Source organism: Bradyrhizobium sp. BR 1433, assembly GCF_051547665.1.
In the GTDB taxonomy this organism is placed as follows: domain Bacteria; phylum Pseudomonadota; class Alphaproteobacteria; order Rhizobiales; family Xanthobacteraceae; genus Bradyrhizobium; species Bradyrhizobium australafricanum.
This window is the reverse complement of sequence record NZ_JBPUGG010000001.1, coordinates 2853918-2880658: the sequence shown is the minus strand read 5'-3', so window position 1 is coordinate 2880658 and position 26741 is coordinate 2853918. Positions and strand designations below refer to the sequence as shown.

23 protein-coding genes and 3 pseudogenes are annotated in these 26741 nt (G+C 58.0%); 10 read left to right on the top strand and 16 right to left on the bottom strand.

What is annotated here, in order from left to right; genetic code table 11:
• Window positions 1-560 precede the first annotated feature (560 nt).
• Both ACSKB9_RS14365 and ACSKB9_RS14360 read left to right on the top strand, forming a co-directional pair.
• Window positions 561-2675: a prolyl oligopeptidase family serine peptidase gene (locus ACSKB9_RS14365; protein ID WP_438073898.1), complete on the top strand. Its 2115-nt coding sequence runs from the start codon at window positions 561-563 to the stop codon at window positions 2673-2675.
• Window positions 2676-3272: 597 nt separating this feature from the next.
• Window positions 3273-4247 (top strand): LysR substrate-binding domain-containing protein, encoded by a 975-nt coding sequence (locus ACSKB9_RS14360; RefSeq protein WP_438073896.1) that lies wholly within the window; start codon window positions 3273-3275, stop codon window positions 4245-4247.
• A 3-nt stretch (window positions 4248-4250) separates the two neighbouring features.
• Here ACSKB9_RS14360 and ACSKB9_RS14355 read toward each other — a convergent pair whose 3' ends face one another.
• The 12 genes and pseudogenes from ACSKB9_RS14355 to ACSKB9_RS14300 all read right to left on the bottom strand — a co-directional run.
• Complete coding sequence (locus ACSKB9_RS14355) at window positions 4251-4619, bottom strand: DUF3088 domain-containing protein (protein ID WP_438073894.1); 369 nt, start codon at window positions 4617-4619, stop codon at window positions 4251-4253.
• 16 nt (window positions 4620-4635) lie between these two features.
• Window positions 4636-5889 (bottom strand): MFS transporter, encoded by a 1254-nt coding sequence (locus ACSKB9_RS14350; protein ID WP_438073892.1) that lies wholly within the window; start codon window positions 5887-5889, stop codon window positions 4636-4638.
• A gap of 250 nt (window positions 5890-6139) precedes the next feature.
• The gene (locus tag ACSKB9_RS14345) at window positions 6140-8380 is read right to left on the bottom strand and encodes a tetratricopeptide repeat protein (protein ID WP_438073890.1); all 2241 of its coding nucleotides are present in this window, start codon (window positions 8378-8380) and stop codon (window positions 6140-6142) included.
• Between the two features lie 105 nt (window positions 8381-8485).
• Window positions 8486-8641 carry a hypothetical protein gene (locus tag ACSKB9_RS14340; protein WP_438073888.1) on the bottom strand — a complete coding sequence of 52 codons (156 nt, stop codon included), beginning with the start codon at window positions 8639-8641 and terminating at the stop codon, window positions 8486-8488.
• 1836 nt (window positions 8642-10477) lie between these two features.
• Window positions 10478-11830, bottom strand: a complete 1353-nt coding sequence (hemN, locus tag ACSKB9_RS14335) for an oxygen-independent coproporphyrinogen III oxidase (RefSeq protein ID WP_438073886.1) — start codon at window positions 11828-11830, stop codon at window positions 10478-10480.
• A gap of 344 nt (window positions 11831-12174) precedes the next feature.
• Window positions 12175-12759: a hemerythrin domain-containing protein gene (locus tag ACSKB9_RS14330; protein ID WP_438073884.1), complete on the bottom strand. Its 585-nt coding sequence runs from the start codon at window positions 12757-12759 to the stop codon at window positions 12175-12177.
• Between the two features lie 182 nt (window positions 12760-12941).
• A complete protein-coding gene (locus ACSKB9_RS14325; protein WP_438080200.1) occupies window positions 12942-13424 on the bottom strand; it encodes a helix-turn-helix domain-containing protein in 483 nt (160 codons plus the stop codon).
• The gene (exbB, locus tag ACSKB9_RS14320; protein ID WP_438080198.1) at window positions 13306-14034 is read right to left on the bottom strand and encodes a tonB-system energizer ExbB; all 729 of its coding nucleotides are present in this window, start codon (window positions 14032-14034) and stop codon (window positions 13306-13308) included. The genes ACSKB9_RS14325 and exbB overlap by 119 nt, the downstream gene beginning before the upstream one ends.
• A 58-nt stretch (window positions 14035-14092) precedes the next feature.
• Window positions 14093-14614 (bottom strand): heme utilization cystosolic carrier protein HutX, encoded by a 522-nt coding sequence (hutX, locus tag ACSKB9_RS14315; RefSeq protein ID WP_438080197.1) that lies wholly within the window; start codon window positions 14612-14614, stop codon window positions 14093-14095.
• Window positions 14614-14949 carry an antibiotic biosynthesis monooxygenase family protein gene (locus tag ACSKB9_RS14310; protein WP_438073883.1) on the bottom strand — a complete coding sequence of 112 codons (336 nt, stop codon included), beginning with the start codon at window positions 14947-14949 and terminating at the stop codon, window positions 14614-14616. The genes hutX and ACSKB9_RS14310 overlap by 1 nt, the downstream gene beginning before the upstream one ends.
• A 148-nt stretch (window positions 14950-15097) precedes the next feature.
• Window positions 15098-15430: pseudogene (locus ACSKB9_RS14305) on the bottom strand (TonB-dependent receptor); the annotation flags it as partial.
• 761 nt (window positions 15431-16191) lie between these two features.
• A pseudogene (locus tag ACSKB9_RS14300) lies at window positions 16192-16413 on the bottom strand (IS21 family transposase); the annotation flags it as partial.
• Between the two features lie 223 nt (window positions 16414-16636).
• Here ACSKB9_RS14300 and ACSKB9_RS14295 point away from each other — a divergent pair.
• Both ACSKB9_RS14295 and ACSKB9_RS14290 read left to right on the top strand, forming a co-directional pair.
• Window positions 16637-17362, top strand: a complete 726-nt coding sequence (locus tag ACSKB9_RS14295; protein WP_438073881.1) for a thermonuclease family protein — start codon at window positions 16637-16639, stop codon at window positions 17360-17362.
• Window positions 17363-17373: 11 nt separating this feature from the next.
• Entirely contained in the window at window positions 17374-18117 is a 744-nt protein-coding gene (locus ACSKB9_RS14290; protein ID WP_438073880.1) for a carbonic anhydrase, read from the top strand.
• A 106-nt stretch (window positions 18118-18223) separates the two neighbouring features.
• Here the strand turns inward: ACSKB9_RS14290 and ACSKB9_RS14285 are convergent, their stop codons facing one another.
• Together ACSKB9_RS14285 and ACSKB9_RS14280 are read right to left on the bottom strand one after the other, a co-directional pair.
• The gene (locus tag ACSKB9_RS14285; RefSeq protein ID WP_438073879.1) at window positions 18224-18484 is read right to left on the bottom strand and encodes a hypothetical protein; all 261 of its coding nucleotides are present in this window, start codon (window positions 18482-18484) and stop codon (window positions 18224-18226) included.
• 189 nt (window positions 18485-18673) lie between these two features.
• Window positions 18674-19337 (bottom strand): annotated as a pseudogene (locus ACSKB9_RS14280) (carbamoyltransferase C-terminal domain-containing protein); the annotation flags it as partial.
• Between ACSKB9_RS14280 and ACSKB9_RS14275 the strand changes: the two are divergent.
• On the top strand, window positions 19282-19515 hold the full coding sequence (locus tag ACSKB9_RS14275) for a hypothetical protein (protein WP_438080639.1): 234 nt from the start codon (window positions 19282-19284) through the stop codon (window positions 19513-19515). The pseudogene ACSKB9_RS14280 and the gene ACSKB9_RS14275 overlap by 56 nt on opposite strands.
• 401 nt (window positions 19516-19916) lie before the next feature.
• A complete protein-coding gene (locus ACSKB9_RS14270) occupies window positions 19917-20516 on the top strand; it encodes a hypothetical protein (protein WP_438073878.1) in 600 nt (199 codons plus the stop codon).
• Window positions 20517-21005: 489 nt separating this feature from the next.
• Here ACSKB9_RS14270 and ACSKB9_RS14265 read toward each other — a convergent pair whose 3' ends face one another.
• Complete coding sequence (locus ACSKB9_RS14265) at window positions 21006-21299, bottom strand: hypothetical protein (protein WP_438073877.1); 294 nt, start codon at window positions 21297-21299, stop codon at window positions 21006-21008.
• 706 nt (window positions 21300-22005) lie between these two features.
• On the opposite strand from ACSKB9_RS14265, the gene ACSKB9_RS14260 reads away from it, so the two are divergent.
• Both ACSKB9_RS14260 and ACSKB9_RS14255 read left to right on the top strand, forming a co-directional pair.
• The gene (locus ACSKB9_RS14260; protein WP_411780129.1) at window positions 22006-22335 is read left to right on the top strand and encodes a hypothetical protein; all 330 of its coding nucleotides are present in this window, start codon (window positions 22006-22008) and stop codon (window positions 22333-22335) included.
• 1372 nt (window positions 22336-23707) lie between these two features.
• Window positions 23708-23893 (top strand): hypothetical protein, encoded by a 186-nt coding sequence (locus ACSKB9_RS14255; protein ID WP_083633112.1) that lies wholly within the window; start codon window positions 23708-23710, stop codon window positions 23891-23893.
• An 872-nt stretch (window positions 23894-24765) separates the two neighbouring features.
• Here the strand turns inward: ACSKB9_RS14255 and ACSKB9_RS14250 are convergent.
• Window positions 24766-25242, bottom strand: a complete 477-nt coding sequence (locus ACSKB9_RS14250) for a MarR family winged helix-turn-helix transcriptional regulator (protein WP_438073876.1) — start codon at window positions 25240-25242, stop codon at window positions 24766-24768.
• Window positions 25243-25931: 689 nt separating this feature from the next.
• On the opposite strand from ACSKB9_RS14250, the gene tnpA reads away from it, so the two are divergent.
• Together tnpA and tnpB are read left to right on the top strand one after the other, a co-directional pair.
• Window positions 25932-26354, top strand: a complete 423-nt coding sequence (gene tnpA, locus ACSKB9_RS14245) for an IS66-like element accessory protein TnpA (protein ID WP_438073875.1) — start codon at window positions 25932-25934, stop codon at window positions 26352-26354.
• The gene (tnpB, locus tag ACSKB9_RS14240; protein WP_438073874.1) at window positions 26351-26704 is read left to right on the top strand and encodes an IS66 family insertion sequence element accessory protein TnpB; all 354 of its coding nucleotides are present in this window, start codon (window positions 26351-26353) and stop codon (window positions 26702-26704) included. Before tnpA ends, tnpB begins: the two co-directional genes overlap by 4 nt.
• Window positions 26705-26741 lie beyond the last annotated feature (37 nt).

Genomic DNA, 26741 nt, shown 5'->3' with positions numbered 1-26741 from the left:
GTGGGCGCTCGCAGATCTTAATGCGCCGAGAGACGGACAGGAAATACAAGCTCTTTCTCCTGGCCAAGAGGAGCCGAGCCGTCCGATGACTATTTGGAGCACCTCTTCGGATGACTTGGAAGATCGCGGTGTACACCACACTTTACTTGACCGCGATCTGGCCGCTGATCAACGCGCTGTTCTTTGTCATGGTGACCGCCGCCGACAAATCTGCCCGATAGCGTCGAAGCTTCGGGGAACCTACAGATATGGGGATGGGAATTGTGCTGGCGCCGGTGCATCGTTGTGTCCCTTCTTGACCAATGAAGATCGAAAATACTGGCGACGTCTGACAGGCGATCTCGCCGACACGCTGCCCGTGTTTGCTTGCCAACCAATGTCGGGAATCGGACATGGTCGGTGCAGCCACGCGGCTGAAACTTTCGGCTCGTTAGCCGGCACGAAGTTTGCAATGAATAGTCCGGCAAGATGCGCTAATCCATGCGCTGCGTGCTTTCCGCCGCTTTCGTTTGGCGCGCCAAGCGTGTTCTTGGCCCGTCGATCACATCGGGAGAAAGTCCATGAACAAATCACTCCCCTCCGCCGCGATGCCATCGGTTGCCCGCGCCACGGCGCTTGCGCAAGAGCGAGCTGCGTTGGTGGAAGCTGACGATCCATTCCTCTGGCTCGAGGACATCGAAGGACGAAGCCAATTGGCTTGGGTTCGCGTCGAAAACGAGAAGACACTAGGGGTCCTCCAGGCCGATCCCCGCTATCGGGGCTTCTACGAAGAGGCGCTCACCATCCTGCAGTCCAAGGATCGGATTGCATACGTTTCGTTCGGACGGCGCGGCTTAGAAAATTTTTGGAAAGATGAGGACCATGTGCGCGGCGTCTGGCGACGCACCACGCTAGAAAGCTATCGTAGCCAAGATCCACAGTGGGAAACCATCCTCGATGTGGACGCTTTGGCGAATGCCGAGAACAAGAATTGGATCTTTCAAGGTAGCAGTCGCCTTCCACCTGAAGAGCACCTCTGCCTGATTAGTCTTTCCGACGGCGGCAAGGATGCCGCGTCTATACGTGAGTTCGACAGCGAGACAAAGTCCTTTGTAGCGGGCGGCTTTTATCTTCCGGAGGGCAAGCAGGACGTCAGCTGGGTCGATGGTGACACACTCCTGGTTGCACGGGACTGGGGCAGGGGGTCTTTGACGCAGGCCGGCTACCCCTTTGTGGTGAAGGAGCTCAAACGCGCTCAGCCGCTCGGTGAGGCTCGCGAGATCTTTCGTGGCGAGCCTACTGACGTTCAGACGCTGCCGTTGGTGCTTCGAGACACTGAAGGACGTATACATGCGACGGGCGCCATCCGTGTCATCAGCTCTGTCGAGTGTGAGTACGTGGTCTTCCGTCCCGATGGGCCCATCAAGCTCAATCTGCCGAAGAAGGCCGCGATAGTCGGGCTCGTGAACGGTCGCCTGCTTGTGAAGCTTGACGAAGAATGGGAGCCTGATGACGTCAGATTTGGGACCGGCTCGCTGATTTCGTATGACTTAGCCGAATGGAAGCAGAATCCGCTGCGCGCTAAAGCCTCGCTCGTCTTCCAGCCTGGGTCCCGCCAGGCTCTGAGCGGGCTCAGTAGCACAAAGAATTTCTTGATCCTGACAATCCTTGAGAACGTTCAGAGCAAAGCGTTCCTTTATCAGTACGATAAGAAAGCTTGGTCGTCGACGCCCATCCCGCTGCCGCAACATACAAATGTCAACGTGTCAGCCGCGTCCGAGCAAGCGGACGAGGCGATGTTCACGGTCTCGGACTACCTCAGGCCAACATCAATCTGGTATTTTGATGCCGAAACCCAAAACCTTGAGGAATTGAAGACGACACCTACCGCCTTTGATGCGTCCAATCACGTCGTAGACCAGTGCGAAGCGACTTCGTGTGATGGCACGTCAATTCCCTATTTTCTGGTACGGGCGAAGAATGCGAGGTTTGACGGTGCCACGCCAACGCTTCTTTATGGCTATGGCGGGTTCCAGGTTTCGCTTCTGCCCTCCTATCTCGGACCCGTGGGACGGCTTTGGCTCGAACAGGGCAATGCCTATGTTGTTGCGAATCTGCGCGGGGGCGGCGAGTTTGGTCCACAATGGCATCAGGCAGCCCAAGGGGCAACGAAGCAAACGACATGGGATGATTTCATTGCCGTTGCCGAAGACCTGATCCGCCGCAAGGTCACAAGTCCGCGCCGGCTAGGAGTAATTGGCGGCAGCCAGGGTGGCCTACTCGTTGGCGCCGCAATCACCCAACGTCCCGAGCTCTTCAATGCGGCGATCATGCAGGTGCCGCTGTTTGATATGCTTCGATACACCAGCCTGGGCGCGGGCGCTTCCTGGATTGCCGAATACGGTGATCCCTCCATCGCCGAGCAGCGCTCGTGGATTGAAGCCTACTCGCCCTATCAGAAGCTGGCTCCGGGCAAGACCTACCCCGCTCCCTTAATTGTCACCTCAACCAAGGATGACCGCGTGCATCCATCGCACGGGCGCAAAGCTGCCGCGAAACTCGCCGCGCTGGGCCAGCCTTACTTCTACTACGAGAACACCGATGGGGGACACGCCGCCGCGGCCAATCTCATCGAATACGCACGTCGACTAGCGCTCGAATACACCTATGCATCGAAACGGCTTTGTTCGGAGTAAATTCGGTGGAGAAACTTATCGAAGCAGATAAATCCGGGACCATTGCTTATCTCGACGTCATCACGTCCCCTGGCTGTATTGATCGAGGCGAATGCAGAGGCAATAGCTGCCAACCAGCCAATTGACGGGCAAGATGCCGTGCCGGATCTTGAGATTGATTGGAGGAATTCCATGAGCGCGAGAAGCGTTCGAACTCAAGCCTGTCAACTAGCTGCTAGTGTTGCAGCGTGGCTAGCCGGCGCTCTCTCCGTCGATGGGCAAGTGTTGCGGAGCCTGGTTGGTCCAGAACTTGTTGTTCCAAACCTCAAATTCGGTTGCATCCTTCTGGAGGAGATCACACAGTACGAACGCTGCACTGAGCAGGAGTCTCAACCCGTGCCTCAAGGACGACAAGATGGGAAGCGTCCGAGTGTCTCGTCCGAACCTGGGCAGCGAACTTGATCGGCGAACTTGCGTCGATAGGCCTAGCACCGAAGAGGTCTCAGCAGTCAGCTGTGTCCATCCAGTCAGCAATAGCGGTCGTTGGTGCTGGGAAGAACCAGGCGCATGAGAGCTCAATAGCTCACCGCAGTTAACGGCGTCCATTAGGTAAGTCGGATGCGCAAGCTACCTATTCTGAAAAGCCTTCATTTGTTTGAGGCCGTCAGCGAGTTTCCAAGCTTCTCAAGGGCGGCCGAGCGGCTAAACATGACTTCCGGCGCGGTAAGCTACCAGATGCGCCTTCTCGAGGATTGGTTCGGCAGGAGGCTATTCGTTCGCCATAGTGCGGGCGTGCGGCTGACATCCGACGGCGAACAGCTAAAGAGCAGCTGTGCGAGCGCGTTCACAATGCTCGAGAAGGGATGCTATGAGCTACGAAGGAACGATGCAGGACGTTCCGTGGTGGTGGGGTGCTCAACGACATTTTTGTCGCACGGCCTGTTGCCTCGTCTTGGTGCGTTCCGGCAACGCTATCAGGACATTGATTTTGTCTTTGAGACCGAGGCCGATCTAGATGCGCTGGCTGTTGGTGCATTGGATGTATTGTTCGTTTCCGGCCTGTTGAAGCGGCCGCTTCCCGTGCGTGAGGTGCACGTAGCGAACGAGATGATTGGCCCTGTCTGTGCGCCCGCTACGCTCAAGGCGACCAAAAGCCCGCAGGACATGTTGTCTATTCCTCTGCTGCACGAGGCCAACGGACTGGACGCCTGGAGCGAATGGGCCAGCGCGGCTGCTATATACTTGCAGGAGCCGCGCCGCGTCGTATTCGACACATTTACTTTGGCTATGGAGGCGGCAAAAAGTGGGCTTGGAGCCGCCATTTCCTCGCAAATTCTGGTCCAAAGTAACCTTGAGAAGGGAGAGCTTGTGGCTCCGTTTGGCTTTGTGCCGGTCAATCGCTCAATCTACATGTTTGTCAATGGGCATAGGCGTAATATTGCGGCTGTTAGCGAGTTTGAACGCTGGGTACTGTCGGAAGTACTAGGCCGGAGTCATCAGCCATCGCCTGTCCCAGGCCGCAACTCGCAAGATCAAGCAGACCGTTCAATCGAAGCGTCCTCTTGGCCCATGCTGTCGCCAACCCGGTCATGACCATCATGGCCAAGGCGCCACTCTTCCAGGATAAAGCGCCGGAAAGCCGTGACGCACAGCTAAACAATGAAGGATTGCAAATGGATCGTCGACATAGGCGAGGCCGTTCGCGTACTTCGCCTTCTCCGGCGTAGGGGCTCCCTTCTCGAGAATGAGAACCGGCGCGGACTGATGATCCTGGCCAAGCCTCTCGATGAGTGCGGTCCGTGGCTTGGCCCAGGCAATCCGACGAATGTCGAGCATCGCAGCGCGCCTTGGAAACGCGGACAGCACCCCGTCCAATAGCAAGCATTGCCAGCAATAGAATTCTCGTCCTGGCAAGGACGGATCTGCAAACGAGCGTTCTAATAAGAACAACTGATCCCATGGCATCGTGTGGATCCCTGAATTACCGATCGACCGGACATGATCCTTGAGAGTGCCTTGATCTCACGACTGCAAATGTCGCAACAGCAAAAGCAACAAATGCGCTTGCTGCGCATAGAAGCATGATCGTGCCGAAAGGAAGCCGGTCACCTAAAAGCGAAACAGCAATGCCGTTTCCCGCAACCCCGCTATAGGTACAACATTGAAATAATCCCGAAAGGCGGCCGGCTCGATCCGGAGCAAGTGCAGAAACCATGTGCGTGTGGGCGGCAGCCGCAAATATTTGGCCAAAGCCGAGCATCGCGCTGCTGGACGCGATGACCACAGTCAGGCCAGCATCGAGCGACATGATCGCAAGGCATGCCGCAAGCAGCATCGCGGCCCCGGCGACCGTCGGCAAGGCGCCCAACAGGTTGAAAATCGGCTTGACGGCTAGCGTCCCCAGCAGGGCCAAAACGCCGTTGGTCATGACGATAGCCAATAGAAGGCCTTTGTCGAGAACGCCTCCCGTTGTGGCACGTATTGCGGGATAGACATTGATGATGCCCGCGCCGAGATTGAGCAGAAAGACTGCAAGGAATGCGGGATAGAGCGGTGCCAAATCCAGGACAGTTCCTGAAGGCTGCTTCTCAAGGATTGTCGGTGTGTTTCTCAACTGCAGCTTAATGCCAAGAAGCACGATCAAGGACAGAATGATCGCCAATAAGTCGAACGCCAGAACGCCACGTAAATGCAACTGCCCGGAGAGCATGGCACCTGCAAACATTCCGATCAGATAGGTTAGCCAGTCGATATTGGCAATGTTGCGCAGCACCGAGATCATGCCGTCTTTCGATGTAATACGACGGAAGAAAGAAACTTCTGCAGACAAGTAAACGGGCTGGACCAGACTTAGGATGGCCATTGAGGCATAGCTCAGAAAGGAATTGGCTCCGTCGGTGGCGAAGATGGCGAGCAGCGCGCATATGCGAATCACATTGACGATCATCATGGCAGAGATCGGGTCACGTCTGTCGACCAGCGGCGACAAGAAAAGGCTCCCAAGCAGGATAGGTGCAAAAGTGACGGCAACACCGAAGCCCGCGGCGCTCATGCCGGATTGGAGTAGGCCGATCAGGATGCCAATTCGAAACGCCCAGCCGCCGCTCTGAACGATCAAATGCGATAGATAGACGACTTGCCGCGTGCTCGACCCGCTCATTTCTGGCTCGTCGAACATGTCATCGGGTTCGCTTGATGTGGAAGCGAAGATGACGCCGGTCTTGTTCCGCCACATCGGTGTGATGAGCCCGCAAGAGTATGACGAACGCTCTCGCAACAGGACGAATGGTCAGAAGGGACCATGTCTACTTCCCCGCCAGTGACGTGCGGTCGTTCGGGACAAGGTGCCGGCCGACCCGGGTCCCGGTGCCTGGTCAGTCCCTGAATTCGCCGCGCTTGTCGCGCGACAGGGTTCGCTAGACGTTGCCTTAATACTGCCGCAGGCCGCTCGACTTCGACGGCAAGGAATGCCACGAGCCGCCAGCTCATGAAGGCCTGGCGGAAGCCGCAGAAGCTCGATCCTGCCGCGAAGCCAAGTCAGCTTGCAGACTTGTCCGGATGTGCTCACGAGTGAGGAGGTAATCTGGATCTCCTCCAATCTCGACAGCGACCGTGGCGTGGTTCAGTGATGTATCTGGCTGGCCCTCGTTGAAGTACTCGATAGCGAGATTGTTGTGCGTGGGCGCATGCCGAGGGTTAAGTGCAAGAGCTCGAAGATAGTGCGCGATGCTCTCGTTAGCCTTACCAAGCTCGGAATAGGCGAGACCGAGGTTGCTCAGCAGATCGGGATTCTTGGAGTTGATATTGGCTGCTGCTAGATAGGATTCCAGAGCAGCTTTCGGCCTATCTTGCCGCACCAAGATGTTGCCTTTCTCGAAGTGAGCTCGCCATTCGTTTGGCTTGATGACAAGTGTTCTGTCGAGATCGGCTAGAGCGCCTGCGGCATCTCCCATTCTGTTGCGAAGTGCGGCCCTGTTCAGATGAGCTTCGTAATAGGGGGGACAGAGCTCAATAGCGTGCGCATATGCCTCTAGAGCCTCAGCTTCCCTTCCGGGTACTTTAGAAAGTAGGTTCCCCAGGTCATTCTGATACTCTCCATAATAGGGATCGTAGGCAATGGCTTCACGCAGCTGCTTCTCAGCCCGAGGAAGATCGCCGACGAGTTCATAGACCTGACTGGTGTTGTAGATGAGAATCGACTGGTGAAGCTTGAAGCGCTCGTCGCCATACGCCTTACGCATCTTACCATGGCCTTCCGCGCAAAGGCTGAGGGCTTCCTCATATTTCTCCTGCTTGGCCTTGATGTAAGCATAGGCATTCTCTGCAAACACCTTAATATAATCGTACTTGTCGTGACCCTTGAAATCACGATCGATGGTCTCAACATTTCGGACGGCGTACTCTTCGGCCACCGTGAGGTTGACCGGCTGCTGATAGCGTCCATACGTCATTGATTGGGCATAGAGGACGGTTGGCGTGTATCGGCTCTTCGGGAATGTCTTGTAGAATTCATTCAAATAGGGAACGGACACCAGCCCGCAGCCGAGCGAATACAGCACAAAAGCCGCGTTGATGAAGGCGGCGTTCACCGGGGCATCTCCCGAACCGTAGGTGCGAAGCGCAGGATCGGCGAAAAGTTCCCCAAAGTAGCCAAACCAGAGGTCATACAGGCCGATGCTTTGGAGGATCAGACTCGGTTCTGCAACCAATTCCAGACGCTTGTATTTATCCCTTATTGATAGCGCATGAAGCATGTTGAGCGGCGCCTCGCCCGTCAGATAGCGGTCGAGGGAAGCGCGGTGCACCTGCTCGTGCAGATGATCTGCGGTCGCCTGCTCGAAGGTTGCATAGTTTCGTTGCGCGATGAGATCAGGCGTCGTGCAATCGGATTCAATGTACGATTTGAGAAGGCTGTGCCGTTCCCCGGTGTTGAGGCTGGCCAGATGGAGATCCACGATCGCGATCGGCTCGAGATAGCCGATGACCGGCAATCCGGCTGCCGCGCATTTGCTCAAGGCTTCGGCGATCAGAGGATTCCCGCCACTTGCCTCATAGATCTGCCGCTGTTTCTCCGAAGCGAGATCGCGATCCAGGACCGGCTCCAGTTCCTGCATGCTATATCTGCCGAAGTGAACTTCGCTGGCGTCCTGGAAAAAGAGGCATTGTTCATAATCGATCAGGAGAAACCGAAAAAGACGCGTACCGTCGTCCAGCCTGACGAGCAGCTTGATCAGGTTCTTCGCCGGGGCGGACAGCGTAGCCGCCCGGTCGATGACGAGGATGTGACGTTCGTTGCGCTCTCGAGCACTCGTGATCAGGAATTCGGCTAGTCCGACCAAGAGTTTATTTTGATATTCATGATGATAGAAGCGTGTGCGCTCCTCCTTGCTCGAGGTATTGGTGAGATCCTTCGGCACGCTAAAGGCATCGCTGACCAGGAGAGGGAATAGCCGCTTCAACGATTGTTGTGCCGCCTCAATCAGTTGTGGGCGATTTTCAGCCGCCCACGTCAGTTCGGCGTCGATGAGCGCTTGCAGCCCCGCGAAGTAGCCGCCAGTCCGCCAGTCGCCGTCAGTGATTGAGATGTCCCAACCGGAGCTCGCGAGTGCCGATTTGATCGTCGGAACCGGTGCCATTCCCCCTTCTGCCTTCAAGATGGTGATCGGACTGATCTCGACGGAAGACGATATGGCCGGGGCAACGCGCTGCTGGATCAGATCAACCATTGTACTCTCCGCAACTGTCACAAAGGAGGGGGGCGAAAGGACCCCCCTCCGATTGCCGCTATGCTCTCATCAGGTAGATGCATTCAAGGCACTCATCGAACCAACCTAGAGCGTACCCGTGTACGGAGTGGTGGTGCGGATGGTGGTCTTGATCTCAGCGATCTTCTTCTTCATCACGTTTTCCCTTCCTTTTCTGACACGCCAGACCAAGCGAAAGCGCGGCCAGTCGTGCAGGAAAAGAATAGTGAGTTGCTGCGCCAATCCGCAGCGAGATTCCTTGACTGTCGCTGTCAAAAAAATTGGAAGTGCGGATCAGATGGGGCTAGCAAAGGAGCCGATCTGGCGCTTGGACCGCTGTGACTGGAGGCCCGGCTTTGTCGCGTGGCGCCAGTCTCTTTCTGACTTTGATCTGGCACCTTCGGCGTCCAACCTTTGCCTCGCACATCGAGCAAATTGGCTGGCAACTGCTTGCCACTCGGGAAGCGCTCCGGGGAGAGTGCGCGGTTCAATGGGTATGGCGGTGCCTGGTTACGGGGCATGCCTTGCGCCCGAGCCGGATGAGCGCGGGATATGAGCCTCGAATCCGCGCGGCCCTACCAGAAGTCGGAGTTTCAGCCTTCATCGGCTACCAGACAGGTGCGCGGGTGCTCTCATCAGGATTGAGCTGTTCCCAGCGTGACGATTCAAGCGATCGTTTGCCAACTGACTGTTGCGATGTGTGCTTCGAGCGAAGAGAATTCATTTCATGCTCGGACTCGCGGACAAGCGACGAAGCAGCGATGCCTTCCGATGGGCCGGACTGAGGAGCGGGCAGATGAGCCGGCGTTTTCGAAGAGGCACGTGCCTCCATGACGAGACAGCCCAAGACTTGCGAAGGGACGAGCCTCTCCAGACGGCCGTTATCCGCTACAACTTCGTAGGCCGAGTTCGCCAACCACGACGGCACTTCGAATGTCCCAATCTAGGAAGCAGCGTCGGTTTGTGTTTCCCTGCCTACCTAACGAGACGGCACGGCAATGGTGCACGAATGTGCGTCTAAGGGATCCGTCGTTGATGCAATCGGCACAAAAAGAAGCCCGGTCTCCTTTCGGCGGCCGGGCGGAAGTCTCAGTCCGGGAGGAGCGACGCTACTAGACATCGCACCGACCTCCATTGGCAGAAGGAGAGGCTGCCAACGGTTCGATTGCGGCGAGGGCATGCGCCGCAAACTCTGCAAACGAATATACCTCTTATCTGATGCTCCTTGGGCTGGTACAATCGATTATCTTGATGGAGAGCATCTAAAGTATGGATATGTGTGAGCATCCGAGTCCGGGAGCCTTGATTAATAGCTCCTTGCTGGCTTGGTGCACTCCATTCGAACTCTCTGTGCTAATCGCTCGCATCTCAAGCCGCTAGCAACCATCGGAGCCATTTATGGTCGGCCTCTCGCCGCGTCTTGAAGCGCTCGACGCATTTCTTGGAGCAAAAGGCCGTTCGCCAATAGTAATAGCGGATGAGCCCGAACCGTCCTCCGCATACCGCGCAGCACCTTACTGAACCGTGGTTGGATCGATGGTCGCTGTTGCGCATTTCTGGCCTCCTGTCGGCACTAGGTGGCAGCCCCCTTTGCGTTTTCCTTGGCGCAGCACCACCCATGCGCGTGAAGTGCCGCGTCGACGCTGCTGAATCGCGGCATGTAGGGCACGGGGCGCAGACTCGATTCTTACGTGCGCCTGCTCGGCGAATTGTCGTCCGTCAGGACTGCTCACAGAGATTGCTTACTATATCGATGTTTTGTCCTTATTAAATGCAATTCGCGCTTGCTGATGATTGAATACTGCGCTGAGGTGCGTTTGTTCGACGAATTTGAGCTGATCCGATGAACACGCGTTCCTTCGGAACCTCTGTTCGAAAAGCTCCATAAAGAGGCTGGCGACCGTTAGCGGGATCGGAACGGGATGCCAAATCGGCTTCCGGCTCAATGGTCGTGATTATGCTACGCGAGCATAGGTCCGTCCGGTTATTGTTTCCTGACGCCGATATGCCCGATCTTCCGGTTACAACAACTCCATTCGTCTTCCGGACATGCGATTTCCTCCATTTTAGTGAATCGGTTCAAACCGCCCGACTATGTGTAGCCTCGGACCGCGCAAGATGAGCGTCGAACGCCGCGGCGACGCTCCGGACCAGAAACTGAGCGTCGCTACTTACGTAAAGCCGGTCACCGTCCATAGTCACGACGCCATCCGCGATAAGGCCGTCGATCCGAGGCCGATCGACGATGGCCAGTGTCGGGTCCCTGCCGTGACGGCGGGATATGTCGGCAAGGTCGACGGCCATGTCGCACATGAGACGCTCGATGATCTCGGCTCGGAAACGATCTTCCTCCGTGAGCGAGTAACCCTTGACGGTGGCAAACCGGTCATCGGTGATGCGCGCGAGATAGTCCTTTGTCGCCGCAGCGTTCTGGACGAATCCCTGGGGCGTGCGGCCAATGGCACTGGCGCCGAGACCGACAAGTGCATCTGCGGAATCGTCGGTATAGCCTTGGAAGTTGCGCCTCAGCGTACCTTCCTGACTTGCAAACGCCAGGGCGTCGTCTGGGAGGGCGAAGTGATCGAGGCCAATACGCACGTATCCCGCATCAATCAGGGCTTCGGCGATCTTTTCGGATTGGAGATATCGCTCGATGCTGTTGGGTAGGGAGGCTTCGTCGATCTTGCGCTGGTGCTTCTTGAATGAAGGAATATGGGCGTAGCCGAACACCGAAAAACGGTCCGGACGGAGCTGCAAGCACTTCGCCACGGTGTCTAGGCACGAACCGACCGTCTGCAGGGGCAGGCCGTAAATCAGGTCGAAATTGATCCTCCCGACTCCGGCGCGTCGCAGCTGCTCGACCGAAGTCACCGTCTGTTCGAAGCTCTGCAGACGATTGATGGCGCGCTGGACAGCAGGATCGAAACTCTGGATGCCAAGGCTCGCTCGGTTAACCCCGCAATAGCCGAGCGCCTCCGCCATCGGCTCGGTCAATGTGCGGGGATCGATTTCGACGGCGAGCTCGGCATTAGGCCGCACCAGGAACGAATAGCGTAACGTGCCGACGAGATCAGCGAACGTTTCTGGGGTCATGACCGTAGGAGTGCCGCCACCAAAGTGGATGTGGGACATTGATAGTCGTTGGCCGATCGTCTCTGCGACGAGGTAAGCCTCAGTACGCAGTCCTGCGGCGTAGATCGCGATGGGGTCGTTGCGCTTTGTGACAGACGTGTGGCAGCCGCAGTGCCAACACAAGGATCGACAAAACGGCACGTGAAGGTAGATCGACGCGCGCTGCTGGACCCGTAACGATTTGAGCCACGTTCGGTAGTCCGTTTCGCGCACTGACGATGAGAAATGCGGAGCTGTCGGATAGCTGGTATAACGCGGCAGCCGATCTTGCCCGTAGGATTTTGCTAAGTCCGATCGCATGCGGAATCCTCTCACTCTCCTAAGCGAGTATTGGACTCGCGGCGGACACGCTTTGCGCTGCCTCAAAATCTTCGATGTAGCTGGCTGCTAAACGTCGACTCTGAAGCCGAAATTGGTAGGGGATGCCTGCGGCGCATACGTCTGGGATAGAAACTACTGACGAATGGTCATGTACGGGCAATGGGGCGCCTTCCACGAGGCGGAAACCAGCAACTTTGCTGGAGATCCGGCGCATTGATCATCGAGTGAGTCAGAATGGATGTAACATCGGGTTATCTTCAGGAGGCCGGCGCGAGGTCAAGATAGCTGGCCGTCCGTCTTGGCACCCCCCGGCTGGACGCCCGTCATCCCTGATGAAAACTGACCGGGTGCCGTTCGGCTTCAGCCTCTTGTGCCAATTGCACAATGTGCGCTCTCAGCGCGCCGGAACTCGCTTCGCCTGCCTCGCTGAAAAGCGGGTCCTTACGATCGGTGAGAGCCGAACCGATTTCCATCCAATCCTGAGGAGACAGAGCCTTCAACGCCGCCGGGAAGAACTCATGTTCTTCCCACATCATGTGATCCCGTTCGCCCACGATAAAGTTGCGCACGATGTTGCCAACCTCCTGCCGTAGGATATCGCGATCCGCGAGGACGGCATCGATCGCTCGTGCGAAGTGACGCAAACGATCAGCTCCTTCGTGGTGCTTGCGCGCGAGGTCTCCGAGACTTGCCGCTGCATCCGGATTGCGTATCTTTAGCTTAGAGAAAATCAGGTCTTCCTGCGGATGATGGTACACCTCAGGGTAAACCTGGAAATAGCTGATAATCGCGCGAATTACCTCGTAATCAGGACGATCACCACGCTCAAAAATCTCCAGCTCGCGCTGAAGTACGGCGAGAAGCAGTTCCATATTGCGATGCTCTCGACGCAAAAGATCGACGATCATGCGCTGCTCCGTTGAGGGACCCTTTGTGGAACGAAAGTAAGGCGAAAGAGATAGCGTCAACCGAACTGAACAGACCGCGGCGCCCCATTGCGGCGCACGTGAATAGCGGCGGCGCTGCTTCTGCAGGCGCAAGGGCCGCAGGCCGACCGCCACGCAAATCGCATGAGTGTGCGCGCATCGACTCAGCCCAGGTTCCGCGTAACGTCATGGAACAGTATGTGGTCGCGCAGCTCGACGCGCCGTGAGCTGGGCAGCGAGATGATGCCCTTCTGCTCGAGTTGAGTGAAAGTGCGCGATACGGTCTCGATTGTCAGGCCAAGATAGTCGGCGATATCCTGTCGTGACATGGGAAGTTCGATGGCTGCATTCTTCGGGGCGCGGCGAGCCATATCGCGCAGGAAGCCCATGACCCTCTGTTCGGCGCTGCTGATCAGCAGCATCACATGGTCTTGAAAGCGGCGTAGCTCCAGCGCAGTCGCGTTCCAGAGCTGCCGTGCCAGATCCTTTTCATGGATTGCGCGGATCATGAGCGCGCTGGCCTCACCATCAATACCTGTGAGTTCGCGGATCGCCTCGGCTGAAGCGATATAAGTATCGCCGGCCTCGAAGCCGAAGATATCTCCGGATAGGTAAAAAGCACCGATCTGGCGACGTCCGTCCTCCAGGATCCTGTAGGTTCGCACGGCACCGGACGTCACTTGATAAAGGTGTTCTGCTGGGTGCGACCACCGCGAGATTGGTGGTGTGGGCCTCGGAGATGCCGATGAAGGCATTCATAATGCCCCACACGGTGCCGAACAGGCCGACGAACGGCGCGGTGGCACCGATCGTCGCCAGCACACCGGTGCCGCGCGCGATCTGCCGCGACATCGCCGCCTCGACCCGCTCCAGCCGCAGCGCGATGCGCTCCTTGAAGCCATCGTCGAACATCCCGCCGGACAGCGCAGCCTCGCGCGAGGCCGATTGCACGATCTGCGCTACCGCGTCGTTGCTGTCGCGGCTCGCCTGCTCGACCTCGGCAAGCTGGGTGTCGCGCTCAAGGAGGCCGATCCCCTGCCGGGCGAGCGCGGTCTTGCGGCGGATCTCGACGGTCTTGGCGAGCCAGCTCGTCCAGGTGACGAGCGAGGCGAAGGCGAGCCCGATCATCACCGCCTTCACGACGATGTCGGCGCTTTCGAACATGCCCCAGGGCGAGAGGTTGCGCGGCAGCAGTGCGGCGTCGGCTGCGGCAAGGCTCGTACCCGGCGGCATGCCAAGCCCGGCCGACGCCGCCATCCAGATGCTTCGCCCAAGCCAGCGCTGCGACATGGTCGCCTCCCGTCCTTTGTTGCTTTCAGCCCGGCTGCGGCGCGAGGCGGTCCGCCAGCGCATGAAAGCGCACCAGCTGATCGCCGCGCAGCGCGCGCGTCTCGTCGCGGCCGACGAACACCTTGAACATGATGCCGCCGTCGCGATTGATGAAGGCGATGAACGCCGACACCTTGCCCATGAAGGGCCGCTCGACGAACGCGATCGCCGCGCAGCGATCGTGCCTCAGATGGCCGTGCAGGCCCTTCGGCTGCATCAGGTTGAAATAGCCGCGACCGACCTCGCCGTTCGGAATGGCGCCGGTGAACTCGAAGATCGCGTCATCGGTGTGCACGATCAGCGTCACCTCGCCCCACTCCGCGATGTCCTGCATCGCGGCGGCAAACTCGCCGGGACCGATCCGCACCATGCTCTCGGGGAGCGCCTCGAGCACCACGCGCGGCGTCACCTTGCGCTCGCGCGCGACGTCCTCGATCACAGCGCCGGGATTGTCGGCCATATAGGCCTTCAGCCCTGCAAGCTCCGCATCAGGCACGACCGCCTCCATCACGCCGCCGCGCTCTTCGCCCGCTCGGTGATCAGTACCTCGAAGCCCTCGAATTTGGGGTGCCCGAGATAGAGGCTGCCGCCGGTCTCATTGCCGGCGCGGGAATGGGCGCGGCGGAACGCATCGGATTTGGTCCAGTCCTCGAACGCCGCCTTGCTGGCCCACACCGTGTGGGTGGCGTAGAGCGTGTAATCCTCGGCCTCGGGGCCCTTCACCAGGTGAAACTCGATGAATCCAGGCAGGTCGCCGAGATAGGATTCGCGCGTCTTCCAGACCGTCTCGAACGCCTGCTCCTTGCCCTTGATCACCTGGAACCGGTTCATTGCGATGAACATGAAAGCCTTCTCCTGTTTGGCGGCGGACGCCCTGCATCCTGCCGGTTGATCTCGTTAACAACATGAACGCGCCAAGGAATACGCCAAGGCCGCGCCGGGGGCACCAGCGCGGCCGGAGCAACCTGGATGGAATGATCGGCGTCTCGCGTTACGCTCCACCTAGGTGAATCCTGAGCCCGGCCTTGTAGACGGTGCCCGGACCGGGGCTCGAGAACAGCACGTCGTTCTGCGTCGTGCCGTCGGTCGAGGAGACCGGGATCGCATAAGGCCGGTAGTACTGGTTCAAGAGGTTGTGGACCGACGCCGTGAAGGTGATGTCCTTGGTGGCTTTCCAGGTCAGATAGAGGTTGACGAGCTCGTAGCCGGTCGAGGGCAGATAGCCCGCCGGCAGGTCGTTGTTGGCGCCGAACGAGGACCATTGCGCGGCAATGATCAGCGAACGGTCGAGCAGCCGCGCGCCGCCGGTCGTCGTCACCTTGCGCCTCTTCCTCGCCGTAGATCTTGCTATTGCGCGCGAAACGCATCGGCGTCCCGATCATGCCGAACGGTCCCTCCGTGCGAGCAGGCCTCGCAAGGCGCTGGTCAGATGACGCCTCGTCTGGGCAGAAACGGCAGCGTGAAGCTGCATGTCGGCACCCCATCGTGAGAAGATAGATGGACGCAGATTGGCCGCTACGGACGAAGCGCGACATTTGGATGTTTCCCCTAAGTAGAAGCCACTAGGTATTTGTACGTAGGCTTTGGTCGGAGGGCCTTGCCAAGGACGTGACGTACTTCGTTTGGTACCCCCATCACCGAGCGAGAGGCAAGAATCAAAGCCGCTAGGAGGTGGCTTGAGACTTCGGAAGGTCGCGGCCCGTTAATGCGAATCACCGAGGGGACATGGCCAAAGCTGGCGCCGGCGCAATCTGCCACTCGTCTGCGCCGAGTTTTTCATGGGAAGGGCACGACGAGAATGACCCAACGGCGGCTGACCAGCCGGCCGATGTTATGGAGAATGCTACTCGCATCGGCGTCGGACGGTCTCCTTCATCAGAACGATGAGACCGCCAGCGTCGGAAAGGCCGCCTCGTTGGATCCGTCTTGAACTGTGCTCTTCAAAAAGCGCATGGACTTGCGAGCGACATCGCGTTCACCGGCAGAGGCAACGAGAACTCTTCTGCACTCCCACCGCAATCCAGCAACCTGGCGGTCAATCGCCGAGACCTCTTGAGGTGCCATAAGAACGTTTTAGCTCCGCAAGGCGGGCAGCTTGCCGATCGACGCACTGACCTCGGCGAGGCTGTAGAAAGTGCGATGACGCAGGCGACCGAGCGGCCAGCGCTCGACGATGAGGACTGCTCGCTCGACCTTGGCCTTGTCGCGCGGCTTGCCCAGCCGCGCCGGCAATATGGCGGTGCGGCAATGTGCCGCCGTCTCCGCATAGGTACGATTGGTCTGCGGGTCGTACAGGCTCGCCTTAAGTGGGCATAGAGAGAGGCCACAAGCACATCGCAAATGCACTAAAAAGAAATCGCTTGAACCTCACGCTGCGTCAGATCGTAAGCTGAAACCCTCCAGCTTTCACAGAGCAAGCGTCTACGATGCCGACTAGATGGACGGACCGGTGCAGTCAAGCATTCGAACGTAGCGGCGTCGGGAACCCACGATTTCGCGCGCCGATGAATCAAGATCGAAGGTTGCAAGAATGAAACACCGCGTAATGATGGCAGCGTTGTTCGCTATCATCACATCTCCGGTTTGCGCGGCCAAACTCAGCGGCTCTCCACACATCCTCGATGCAAATACGATCGAGATCGAGCAAACCAGGATTCGGCTCTCGGGTATCGAGGCGCCTGAGACTGACCAGATTTGCCTCGACGCCCATGGCCACAAGTGGGCTTGCGGGGTAGCTGCTCGCGACGCGCTTATCAGGTACTCGAATGGGCGAACGTGGGATTGTCAAACCGCTGGAGTCGATAAGTACGGCAGGTCACTCGGCAGTTGCTTCATCGAAGGCCAGGACATGAACGCCTGGATGGTCAGCTCGGGCTGGGCACTGTCATCCGCTTCATCTACCAACATCTACGTTATCCATGAGGTGAGGGCGAGCAACTCTTATGCGGGCCTGTGGTCTGGAGCGTTCATCGCGCCCTGGGACTGGCGGCGCCGCAACAAGGGAACGATCATCGTCGGCGTGAGCTCGGTGCCAAACGACGCTCAGGAACTCCTGCTCGGATCCGCTCTGCTATCGGAGCCGCCTTCGCCCGAGTGTCTGATAAAGGGCACCGTGGATCGCAACGGCAAGCGCATTTATCACTTGCCCGAGCAACTCAGTTACGGACAAATCGACATGACGAAGAAGCCGGCCGAACGCTGGTTCTGCAGCGAGCCGGAGGCCGAAGCCGCCGGTTGGCGTAGGGCCACGCGATGAATGTGATACACATGCATGCAGGCCATTCCCGGATCATGTCCTCTCCAATCACGGTCGCGCCGTCGCGCCGCTCCCTATTGCTATTCGCTCTATCGGCAATCATCCTGCCGTTCGACGCCAGCACTGGAGATGCGAAGCAGGCAAAGTCGCCGCCCAAGCCTGATAACCTGCTCTCGCCGGATCTTGCGCTGAAACGCCTCATGGAGGCTAACGATCGCTATGTGCAGGGCGCATCGCGAGCGCGCGATCTGAAGCGCGAACGCCAACTTTTAGTCGATGGTCAAAATCCATATGCGGCCGTTCTGAGCTGCGCTGATTCTCGTGTAGCGCCCGAACTTGCTTTCGACAGTGGACTTGGTGATCTGTTTGTGTGCCGCCTCGCCGGCAACTTCGCCAACGATGACGTGCTCGCTAGCATGGAGTATGCAGTCGCCGTACTAAGCACGCCGTTGATATTGGTACTTGGTCACGATCATTGCGGCGCGATAGACGCCACGATCAAGTGGCTTGACGAGGCCAAGCCGGCGCCGGGGCATATTCCGTCTCTCGTTGCCGCGCTTGCTCCTGCAGTAAGAAGATCTCGGCAGCAAACCGGTGATACGTCCGCCGATGCGATCCGGCAGAATGTGATCGATAACGTCAATAAGCTCAAATCGGCCAGCTCGATTTTGAGCTCGGCCATTGAGCAAAACACCCTGAAGATAGTCGGGGGCCTGTACCGGCTCGAAACCGGCAGGATCGACCTGCTGGGCTGATGCTGGACGCGGTAGAGCGCCCAAGAAAGTTTTGAAACCGTGCCCGGTCTATGGGCGAGGGATGTATTGGACAATCCAGCTAAGTCGGTCTTGAAAGGATACCCTTTCATTCAATTCGCAGCAGCGTAAGGAAATCGCCGACATTATCGAGAATGAACGGAGCCAAAAAATCGAAGAAGGAAGAATCATCAAAGACGCTGAGATCAGCATGGGCCCGACGGGGCAGGGCTGTCCCTGCTGCGGTCGGTAAGCGCAAAGGTGCCAGTGCGTCCTGCGCGCGAGCCGCAGTGACTTCCGCGCGCGAGATCCCGGGCCCCAAAGATGCCGGACTTTGAATGAGGGTAGTCAAATCGCGAATCCGATCCATGGGCCATTTTAGATCAGCGAATGTTCTAGCCACGATCCGCCGTCGCTCTGGTCCGCACGTTTAGCGCACAGCTGGCCCGGGCCCTCTCGGTGACGGCGAGCCGGGGCGGTCAAAAAGCCATCCAGTAGCTTAGATTGATTGCTACGCTGACCATGCGGCATTGGAACGACGCGGATGGGGCGCCGACACTCAGCTGTCAGCCTTCTTGGTCCAGATGTGGCCATCACACCACACGTTATCAACGCGTCCCCACTGGCAGGCTGCTGCAACGTCTGGGAAGAAGCCGCGTCCCGTGGTGGTTGGCACTCGTGTTGCAAAGGAGCGGGATGCCCGTGAGCTTTTCGTATTCGACGAGGAGCTCTGCGATCGGATGCTGAGACGTTCTGGAAATCGTCTGTAATCGAGCAGATCCGTCGAGGTGTACAACGGCGGAGATTTTGTGTCGCCATTCTGTTCGTGTCTGATGATCGAACAGCATGTAAGGATCCGGCGTTCCGGGACTAAAAATCTCCGGCGCACGATCTTCCAAGCATATGGGCGCGACTGGGCGGAAGTGCTCGCGAAGCTTGATCTCTTTGAGGTAGTCCTTCGTTCCCGGCAACGTCGCAACTGCCAGAATACTGCGGCTGCCCAACGCTCGTGGCCCTTGTTCGGCGCGCTCGGCTAGAAAAATTTCCGACTTGTTGCCGGCAAGCACCGTCGCAAGTTCGAGCATACTGCACGAGGCGCGCTCCGATTTGGTCTGGATTTCGCCACGGCGCAGAGCCGGCCCACTGTAGACCGACGATTCCAGAGCCATGAAACCTTTCCGCGCCGCGATTGCGCAGCAGGCAGTTCCAATTGCAGAACCAGCTGTCGAAACTATGCAGGCAGATGACGGGTTCTTGCTCTTTGCTTCGGAAAACGGCGCGTTCGCAGGACTACAGGGCAAAACAAAGCAAATCATGCATCGTCCGCTTCTCGACATGTTGTCTAAAGCGCGACACGTTAGTACGAAGCAGGCCAACCGCCGAGAGTGGGCCGGCGGCTAACACTGCTGGTCCCAATGTAAAAGACCCCTGGCTATCCGGAGCATGGGCCGGCCTGCGTAATGCAACGTGACCTGCCAAATACGTCATTGTTGATTTTATTTTTGAGCGAGATCAATCCGGGCGCGGCGCGATTGGCGCAATGGTCTAATTCCAAATAGAGAGGCATCTGTATGATGAGTGTCGCAGTTATAGCGGGAGAGAGCACGGGGATCATGCCGCGCTGCTCAAGTGTAGCGCTCGTTCGCCACGATCTAGCCGAATGCAGGACCGTTCCAAACCCGCCTAGCGTTGCTGGAGGCCGATCAGCCGGGCTCGCTGGTGTGATCGACGACATGGCGACTGGTCGATAAGGTTTCGGAGAGTGATTTCCATCATCAGAAGCAACTGAACATGGAAACTGGTTGAAGCAGCTTTGGAAACCTGACCCGAACAGCCTGAGCGTGAATGCATGCGCACACGCGTCGACTGCTCTCATAAGCTCCTCCCATACATCACTTGCTGAAGTTGTCGCGCAGATAAGCGTCTACAAAGATCCCGAACGCGTTTGGTACCGCAGTCTCCTTGGCTTCATCGGCCGCAGTGAATTGCTTGGGTCAAGACACTATGGCGATAGAGGAGACGGGAAGGAAAGGCAGCGCCCATTTATGACCGAGAGGACAGTTCAAACGCAAGCGCACGCCGTTATTTGGATCGACCACCGCGTTGCCAAAATCTTCTCGGTAGGGCTGACTGGCGTGAGCGCTTCGGCCGTACGCGCGCATTCGTCATCCCCTCATCACAAAGCAAATGCGAGTGGAGACTTGACATTCCTCGCCAGGGTCAGTGGAGCCCTGGGTAACTGCACCGATCTGCTCATCATCGGGCCAGGCAACGAGAAAACCGAGCTCATGCAATTTATGAAAACGACCAGGTCAACGCTCACGGTGCACGTCGAATCCAGCAATCACCCTACCGAGCGCGAAATCGTTGCGCTGGGACGAAAGCGCTTCCACCTCGATTGAATGAGGAAAGGACCGTGCAACGCGACGGGACTGAGCATGTCCTCTCCGCAACGAGGGCAGGTAATTTCCACACACCACGGCTTCCGGTAAGTTAAGCTAGATGGCTGCAGCGTTCGCAGCGCGGTCGCCCGCCAGTGCCGGAGGCGAGATATTGCCGTTCGATGTTGTTGCCCTCAGTGCATTTGTCGTTGTCGTGATAGACGTCTCTCGCCTGGTAGTACCGAACCGTATCGACGGCAACACAATACAGGACAGCTGGTACTATCTGGGCCAGGTGCGCCAATGGGTGGGCCGTACAGTCACGCGTTCTCCGGTCTTCGCCCCGATCCAGCCGCCGATTATGCGGCGGCAGGGGAAGACCAGCCGGTGAATGGTGCTGCCCTCGATCACGGCAATTTCCAGGTCCCGATCAAAGGGGGCGGTCTGATCCGTTCCCAGGTAATCCGATCGTTAGCACCGGAATGCCGTTCATAGTTGCAGATTGACAAGTTACGCATCCTTCTGAATAGGCCCGACGAGCTCCCCAGTCTGCCGCGCGAGCAGTTCAGCGTCCAATCTGCCCGCGGTCTGGATCGCGCAAGTGGTCTGCCGGTTGCCCCCCGCCGTGACGCTATTGCCATGCGGGGGCAGGAATTGGTCGGCAGCCCAGATCATGGCTGCGGAATAATGCCAAGCTTCAGCAGGATTGATCCCGACCAGCCGAAGTCCGTGTCGGTTGGCATCTTCGACGCCGCCCTGAATGAAGCTTGCGCCCGGCGCGCCCGCGCTGGCCATCGCTGTCATGTTGCACATCCTCCGTTGGTTGGAGTCTTCTTAACGCTCGTGAGCGCCTGTTGGTTGACTGATATGCCTCCACTGGCGCGTTCCAGAGCTTCGCATTACCGAAGCGAGTTCCAGAAAGGGGACGCCCGCACGCCAATTGGGCCTAGCGGCGCTCCCCGATCATGGCGCCGGTCCGCAGGTTGATGAAGTGGGCTCCGCCGCAGGCTGCGCACGTTACAGGGTGCAGGACGTCGGTTCCCAGCTCGGTGCTTTCGTCCGGCAGGACGCCCTGGACCCGATCGCCCGTATTTGGGCACGAAAAGATGATGGGGCGCCAAGTTTTCCTGTCTGCCATGTACCTGACCTTGACTGGGAAGGTGATCTCTATCGGCAGGCCGCAACCGACGTATTGATGCTGGTCAAAAAAGCCGACGCGCGTCTAGAACGACTTATTGCGTTGTATCGTCGTGCGGCGCGTGAGCGGCTGGCTTTCTCGGATTGTCGCTGGTGGGCTGCCCCTCGCAACCCTGTCTTGGCGCTGAAGCCGTGGCCTCCAGGCTCATCGCAGCGCCGGTCCTATTTGATGCACGTCAAAAGCCGACGTGTCTCTATGAGCTAAGGGTGGCACATGGTTACTCGATCCGAACACAGTGGTAGTTTTTGGCTCTTCGGAAATCTGATCAGCCGGTTACGGACTATTCTGTCTCGACAGTCCGAGCTGGCTTGTTTGAGCCAGCACGATATCGACGCAATCGCGCGTGAGCTCAGACTCTCCACGGCCGAGTTTCGAACATTGGCGCAACGTCCTGGCGTACCCGAGCTTTTAAGTAAGCGCCTCGCACTTGCGGGGCTTCCAGAGCAAGCGTTCGCCGTGCATCATGGCGACGTATTACACGATCTGCAGCGCGTGTGCGGCCTATGTCAGGCCAAACGCCGCTGTGCCGCTGAGCTCAATCAAGAGAAGCATGCAAGCCCTCCAAAATGGTGTCCGAATGAACAAACGCTGCGTGCGCTTAATCGCGAAGCCGCCAGCCACGCACAGCGCTACCTCGATTGATGCCACTCATTCCCCCGTCGCTGGCCACAGCGCGGCCCGCGGCTTCCGTGATCCTCAACCGCATGATGGATCGCCCTCGTAGATCAGCCGACCGAATTGCGAGCTCGCTTGGGGCAAATTCGCCTCGATCGATCCGCTCGGCCAGGTCTTACAGAGGGTTCAGTTCGGCGCGGCTTCATGTTCAATGGGCTGCGAGCGCCGAGAACCCGATGGAAGCCCAGTCCATCTGCCTCCGCCGGATTGTCGGGCTGCCGGCATTCTATGGTCATTGAAGAGCGGCCATTATGACGATCTCGATGGCTCGGCCGTGGCGTGCCGTTGCCGCCGACGAGCCCGGACACGGCCATTTCGATCCAAACAGTCAAAATGAAACCGTGCGACCGCGGTCCGATCGTCAACGCGCTTCGCCGGCTAGCGCCAACGCGAACGTCCGGTTGGCGTGGCCGCGGTTTGAGTGACGCGGACCTAAGACGAATGATCGGCCTGTCATTGATGGTAGCAAGCCGTTACGGTCGTCAACAGTTCAGCTCGTTCGAGTTGGCAGTTGCGTCGCGCTGTGACAGCAACCGGCTCCATAGTCGCGGCATCGAGCAACACGTCGCCATGGCAAAGGAAAAGCCGACACAATTCCGCTCGTTATTGGTCACCGCAAGTCAGATCGTGCGGTCGCGGGGGACACAGAAATATCTCGCCGTCCAAAGGAGTAGCTGGCTAATAACGAGGTGAATGTTCGGCGCATGAGGTAAGTCACCTGGCATCGGCGAGGCTAAGCATCACACGTCGCATCGCTGAGCGCGACTGACATCGCTCAACGGGGCGCCTGTTAATTCGCGGTGCAATGGCTCGGTCAAGAAACGCGTAATCTCTACTCGTTATCGCAGCGATCCGCTCCATCGTAGACCGTTGAGCAGACTGTTGTCGATACGGTTACTGCAACTTCTCGCTTACGGTTTCGCCCGATCTACGTTGTCGCGAGTGTTCTCTTCCCAATCGTTGCTCACATGCGAGCAGCCATGGCAGTGATGTGTCGCATATCGCCAGCTTTTTGAATGGTGGACGTGGTTAGTCCGCCATACGGAAAAAAATGTCAAACAAAGTCGCATTGGTTATCTGATATACGTTTGCAATCCAATCATCTGCAAAGTCTAGAAACATGTGCGGCTTCCTCAGCCAAGCCTCGCCTTAATCACGTATGATTGTCGATAGTTTGCTCGATTATTACATTCGAGAACTTATAGCGGGGCCGTGTCAGAGTCACTTACCCAAGCACGTCACCTTGTAAGTCTGCACGAGTTCCTGTGAGTGGCACTTTTAAGGTCGTCGCTCCGAAAAAACTGTGTTACAAGCCGCCCTCTCACAAGGAGCATTCAGGGTGAAGAAAGTAACGAAGAAACGCATCAAGCGGCGCGAGTGGACCAAAGAAGATATCAAGGAGCTCAAGGCCCATTCGAAGGCCCGGACTCCGGTCATAAAAATATCAAAGGTGACCAAACGCACGATCGGTGCGCTGCGTCAGAAGGCCTTACATCTCGGGATCGGCCTCGGTCATCAGCGATAGCTTACTAAGGCGGTACCAAAACTCGCAGAGTAGGGCGGCTGACAGGCCGCCCTTGATCGCTCTTCGAGCTTTGCAATTGCCGGTGAGATGGTCCCCGACCCCAATTCTGCCAGGTCCTGCGCACCGTTTGTTTAGGCGTCGTGATGTCGGGCTTCATCCCGCTTGCCAGCGACTCTGATCCGCTTGGATATGGAGCGGTATGGGGCGGTTATCGTACCGTCCCTTTCGTCGCCGCCTAGAAATCGTCTGGCTCGTCGGTCGCCTAACGGTGCATATGCTGAATCCGCTGTGCACGTTCTTGGCCCGAAGCGTCGCAACGCGTCGACATTCTCTATCGACGAAGGCCTTCTACGTGAACAGGTCGTGTTAGGGGACTGTCGGTGCAGATTCGGCGTCGGCTTTATCTTACAATGAGCCGATCTGCTTCGCCTGTTCGAAGGGGGCCCGGTGGACGTGCTGAGCCACGTGCTGGGCGCGGTGGCCTTCTGACAAGTGCCGAACGCTGACCATCCGGCGGTCCTCCAGACGGGAACGACGTTCAAGCAGGTCGTTCGCCGCTGATCGTGATAGCTTTAGAGCTCGGTAGTAAGGGCGCCTAGAAGCGAGCCTGCGGATTAGCTCAGACTTGTTCCAGTCGAAAGTCCCGAGCGATATGGCGCGCTCAGCAGCAACAGAAAAAGCGCCCTGTTGGCTCCATAGCTGGCGGCAGATCGGCTGTTTCCTGAGCCCGTCATAACCACGGTGCCATCGGTTGCGCATACCGACCACAACCACCTTCGCCCACGCTGCTTCAATAAAACTTCGAAGGTTGGCAGATCAGACATTGCCGCAGTCCAACGTCATTTCCGAGGACCATGCATTGATTCTCAGAATTAGAGAGCGGCTTTCAAGCAAGCGCTCTCCAGGCGATGCCTGACTGCAGCTAGCTTGCTAACTAGCTCGAGGGAGTCCGGAATGCCGAAGTCGGCTAAAACGAACTCGTCCAGTGCTTCCAGCTTTGTAGAGGCGCTCATGAGATGCTTGCAAGTCTTGTCCGTTAGCGACAATTGTACGACCCGAGCATCGCGTTTGGAGGGTCTGCGTCGAAGCAATCCCTTTTTCTCCAGCAGCTTTGATTGGGTCGTCACGAATGAAGCGTCTACGCGCATCAACTTTGATACCACATTGACCGGAATTCCGTCTTCGCCTTCCAAATCCGCCAAGGCCGTCAAGATCGTCCATTGTGGCCCAGTAACGCCAAGCATATTGGCCCGAAACTGGCGAAGCTCCTCCAAACGCGCATTGATGGATCTGATCTCCCACGTGAAACGGCAGACCATCTCCTGCCCGTCGGCCAAATTTGTACCCATCGCGCTTGCTGGACTAGACAAATCTGGCGGCATCGTGTGTCAGGGTTCCCATCCTTGGTTTGCTTCCCCTTAGCGCGAATCAAGAATGTGGACAATCTCATCTGCGGAAAGCGGTCGAATGCTTGGTACGATTCGAACGAACGGGGCGCCCCGGGGATGCAGCGACGGAATTCTAGACTCCTCCATGCGCAGTGACACTCCGAGCTGCATTGGTTTCGCGGCGGCCATTGGCACACATCGACGAGACCTGCATTACCGAGCATCCGATCGAGGCGCAGGAATCGTTGTCAGCGAAGAGTGCGCCTAGGCTGAGAGAGGCTCCTTGTCGCCTGTCGTGGAGAACGAAATTACAAAGGCCATCCAGAATCGACTTGCCGTCCTTGGCCTCTATACCCTCGAGCGCCAGTGCAGCATCCTCGTGTGGCAGACTTCTCGATTCAGCAAACTCGCCGCGAGCATGACTTCACCAGGCAACTGCCGCGGCTCGGCAGGGTTATCGAGCGTGAAGTAAAAGCGCCCAGCCACGGAGCTGCGGGGTTATCCGGTGGAGAACGCCAGTGAACGGGAGGTCGCGTGACGCCGCACGAGACTGCTGAGCTGGCGCACGTCTGTAAGCGCTAAGCCGGAGCCCTTGCTTCGGGACCGGGATAGCTATGCGAAGAATCCTCCGGCTTGAACGGAGGTTTGGGATGGGATTGGACAGCAAAAAGGACGTCCATTTAGACGGCTCATCGGCGGGGTCGGTGAGCCGGCTGGAGATCCTTGAAGGGCCGTCAGGACGTCGTGTGCGTTCGGAAGCTGAGAGAGCTCGGATCGCTGCCGAGAGTCTGTTACCCGGTGCTCAGGTGTCCGAGGTGGCGCGCAAGCACGGAGCGACGCGCTGGCAGATCTACGATTGGCGACGGCGGTTTCGACAGCGAGGTATGTTGCCGCCGTGCGAGGCGTCCCCGCCGACATTTGCGCCGCTGGTCGTGGACCATGCGTTGGAGGAGCGTCAGGCTCCGGCGATCAGGCTTGAGATCGCGATCGGTGATGTCGTGCTGCGGACGGATACGGCCATAAATGCTGACCAGCTATCCCGGGTGATCCGTGCGGTGCGAGCGTCACGATGATCGCGGCCGGTGCTGATCTGAAGATTTACGTTGCCACGCGGCCGATCGACTTCCGCTGTGGACACGATGGGCTTGCGACGAAGGCGCAGGAGATGCTTCATCTCGATCCGTTCAGCGGCGCAGCCTTCGTGTTCCGATCGAAACGAGCGGACCGGATCAAGATTTTGGTCTGGGATCGAACGGGCCTGGTGTTGGTGCACAAGCGCCTCGAAGGTTGCAAGTTTGTTTGGCCAACGATCGCGGACGGCGTGATGCGCATGTCGCCGGCGATGTTTGCGGCCTTGTTCGAAGGGCTGGATTGGAGATTGGTCCGCCCGGAAGAAGCACGGCGCCCGCAGGCGGCGGGATAACTGCGGCAGAATGACTCGGCAGCTATTTTGAACGTGG

What these genes read in the sequence shown, in the direction of transcription:
- ACSKB9_RS14365 (WP_438073898.1), top strand. Translation starts at nt 561, where the DNA reads ATGAACAAATCACTCCCCTCCGCCGCGATGCCATCGGTTGCCCGCGCC.
- ACSKB9_RS14360 (WP_438073896.1), top strand. Translation starts at nt 3,273, where the DNA reads ATGCGCAAGCTACCTATTCTGAAAAGCCTTCATTTGTTTGAGGCCGTC.
- ACSKB9_RS14355 (WP_438073894.1), bottom strand. Translation starts at nt 4,619, where the DNA reads ATGCCATGGGATCAGTTGTTCTTATTAGAACGCTCGTTTGCAGATCCG.
- ACSKB9_RS14350 (WP_438073892.1), bottom strand. Translation starts at nt 5,889, where the DNA reads ATGTGGCGGAACAAGACCGGCGTCATCTTCGCTTCCACATCAAGCGAA.
- ACSKB9_RS14345 (WP_438073890.1), bottom strand. Translation starts at nt 8,380, where the DNA reads ATGGTTGATCTGATCCAGCAGCGCGTTGCCCCGGCCATATCGTCTTCC.
- hemN (WP_438073886.1), bottom strand. Translation starts at nt 11,830, where the DNA reads ATGCGATCGGACTTAGCAAAATCCTACGGGCAAGATCGGCTGCCGCGT.
- ACSKB9_RS14330 (WP_438073884.1), bottom strand. Translation starts at nt 12,759, where the DNA reads ATGATCGTCGATCTTTTGCGTCGAGAGCATCGCAATATGGAACTGCTT.
- exbB (WP_438080198.1), bottom strand. Translation starts at nt 14,034, where the DNA reads ATGGCGGCGTCGGCCGGGCTTGGCATGCCGCCGGGTACGAGCCTTGCC.
- hutX (WP_438080197.1), bottom strand. Translation starts at nt 14,614, where the DNA reads ATGGAGGCGGTCGTGCCTGATGCGGAGCTTGCAGGGCTGAAGGCCTAT.
- ACSKB9_RS14310 (WP_438073883.1), bottom strand. Translation starts at nt 14,949, where the DNA reads ATGTTCATCGCAATGAACCGGTTCCAGGTGATCAAGGGCAAGGAGCAG.
- ACSKB9_RS14295 (WP_438073881.1), top strand. Translation starts at nt 16,637, where the DNA reads ATGAAACACCGCGTAATGATGGCAGCGTTGTTCGCTATCATCACATCT.
- ACSKB9_RS14290 (WP_438073880.1), top strand. Translation starts at nt 17,374, where the DNA reads ATGCATGCAGGCCATTCCCGGATCATGTCCTCTCCAATCACGGTCGCG.
- ACSKB9_RS14285 (WP_438073879.1), bottom strand. Translation starts at nt 18,484, where the DNA reads ATGGATCGGATTCGCGATTTGACTACCCTCATTCAAAGTCCGGCATCT.
- ACSKB9_RS14275 (WP_438080639.1), top strand. Translation starts at nt 19,282, where the DNA reads ATGAAACCTTTCCGCGCCGCGATTGCGCAGCAGGCAGTTCCAATTGCA.
- ACSKB9_RS14265 (WP_438073877.1), bottom strand. Translation starts at nt 21,299, where the DNA reads ATGACAGCGATGGCCAGCGCGGGCGCGCCGGGCGCAAGCTTCATTCAG.
- ACSKB9_RS14250 (WP_438073876.1), bottom strand. Translation starts at nt 25,242, where the DNA reads ATGGGTACAAATTTGGCCGACGGGCAGGAGATGGTCTGCCGTTTCACG.
- tnpA (WP_438073875.1), top strand. Translation starts at nt 25,932, where the DNA reads ATGGGATTGGACAGCAAAAAGGACGTCCATTTAGACGGCTCATCGGCG.
- tnpB (WP_438073874.1), top strand. Translation starts at nt 26,351, where the DNA reads ATGATCGCGGCCGGTGCTGATCTGAAGATTTACGTTGCCACGCGGCCG.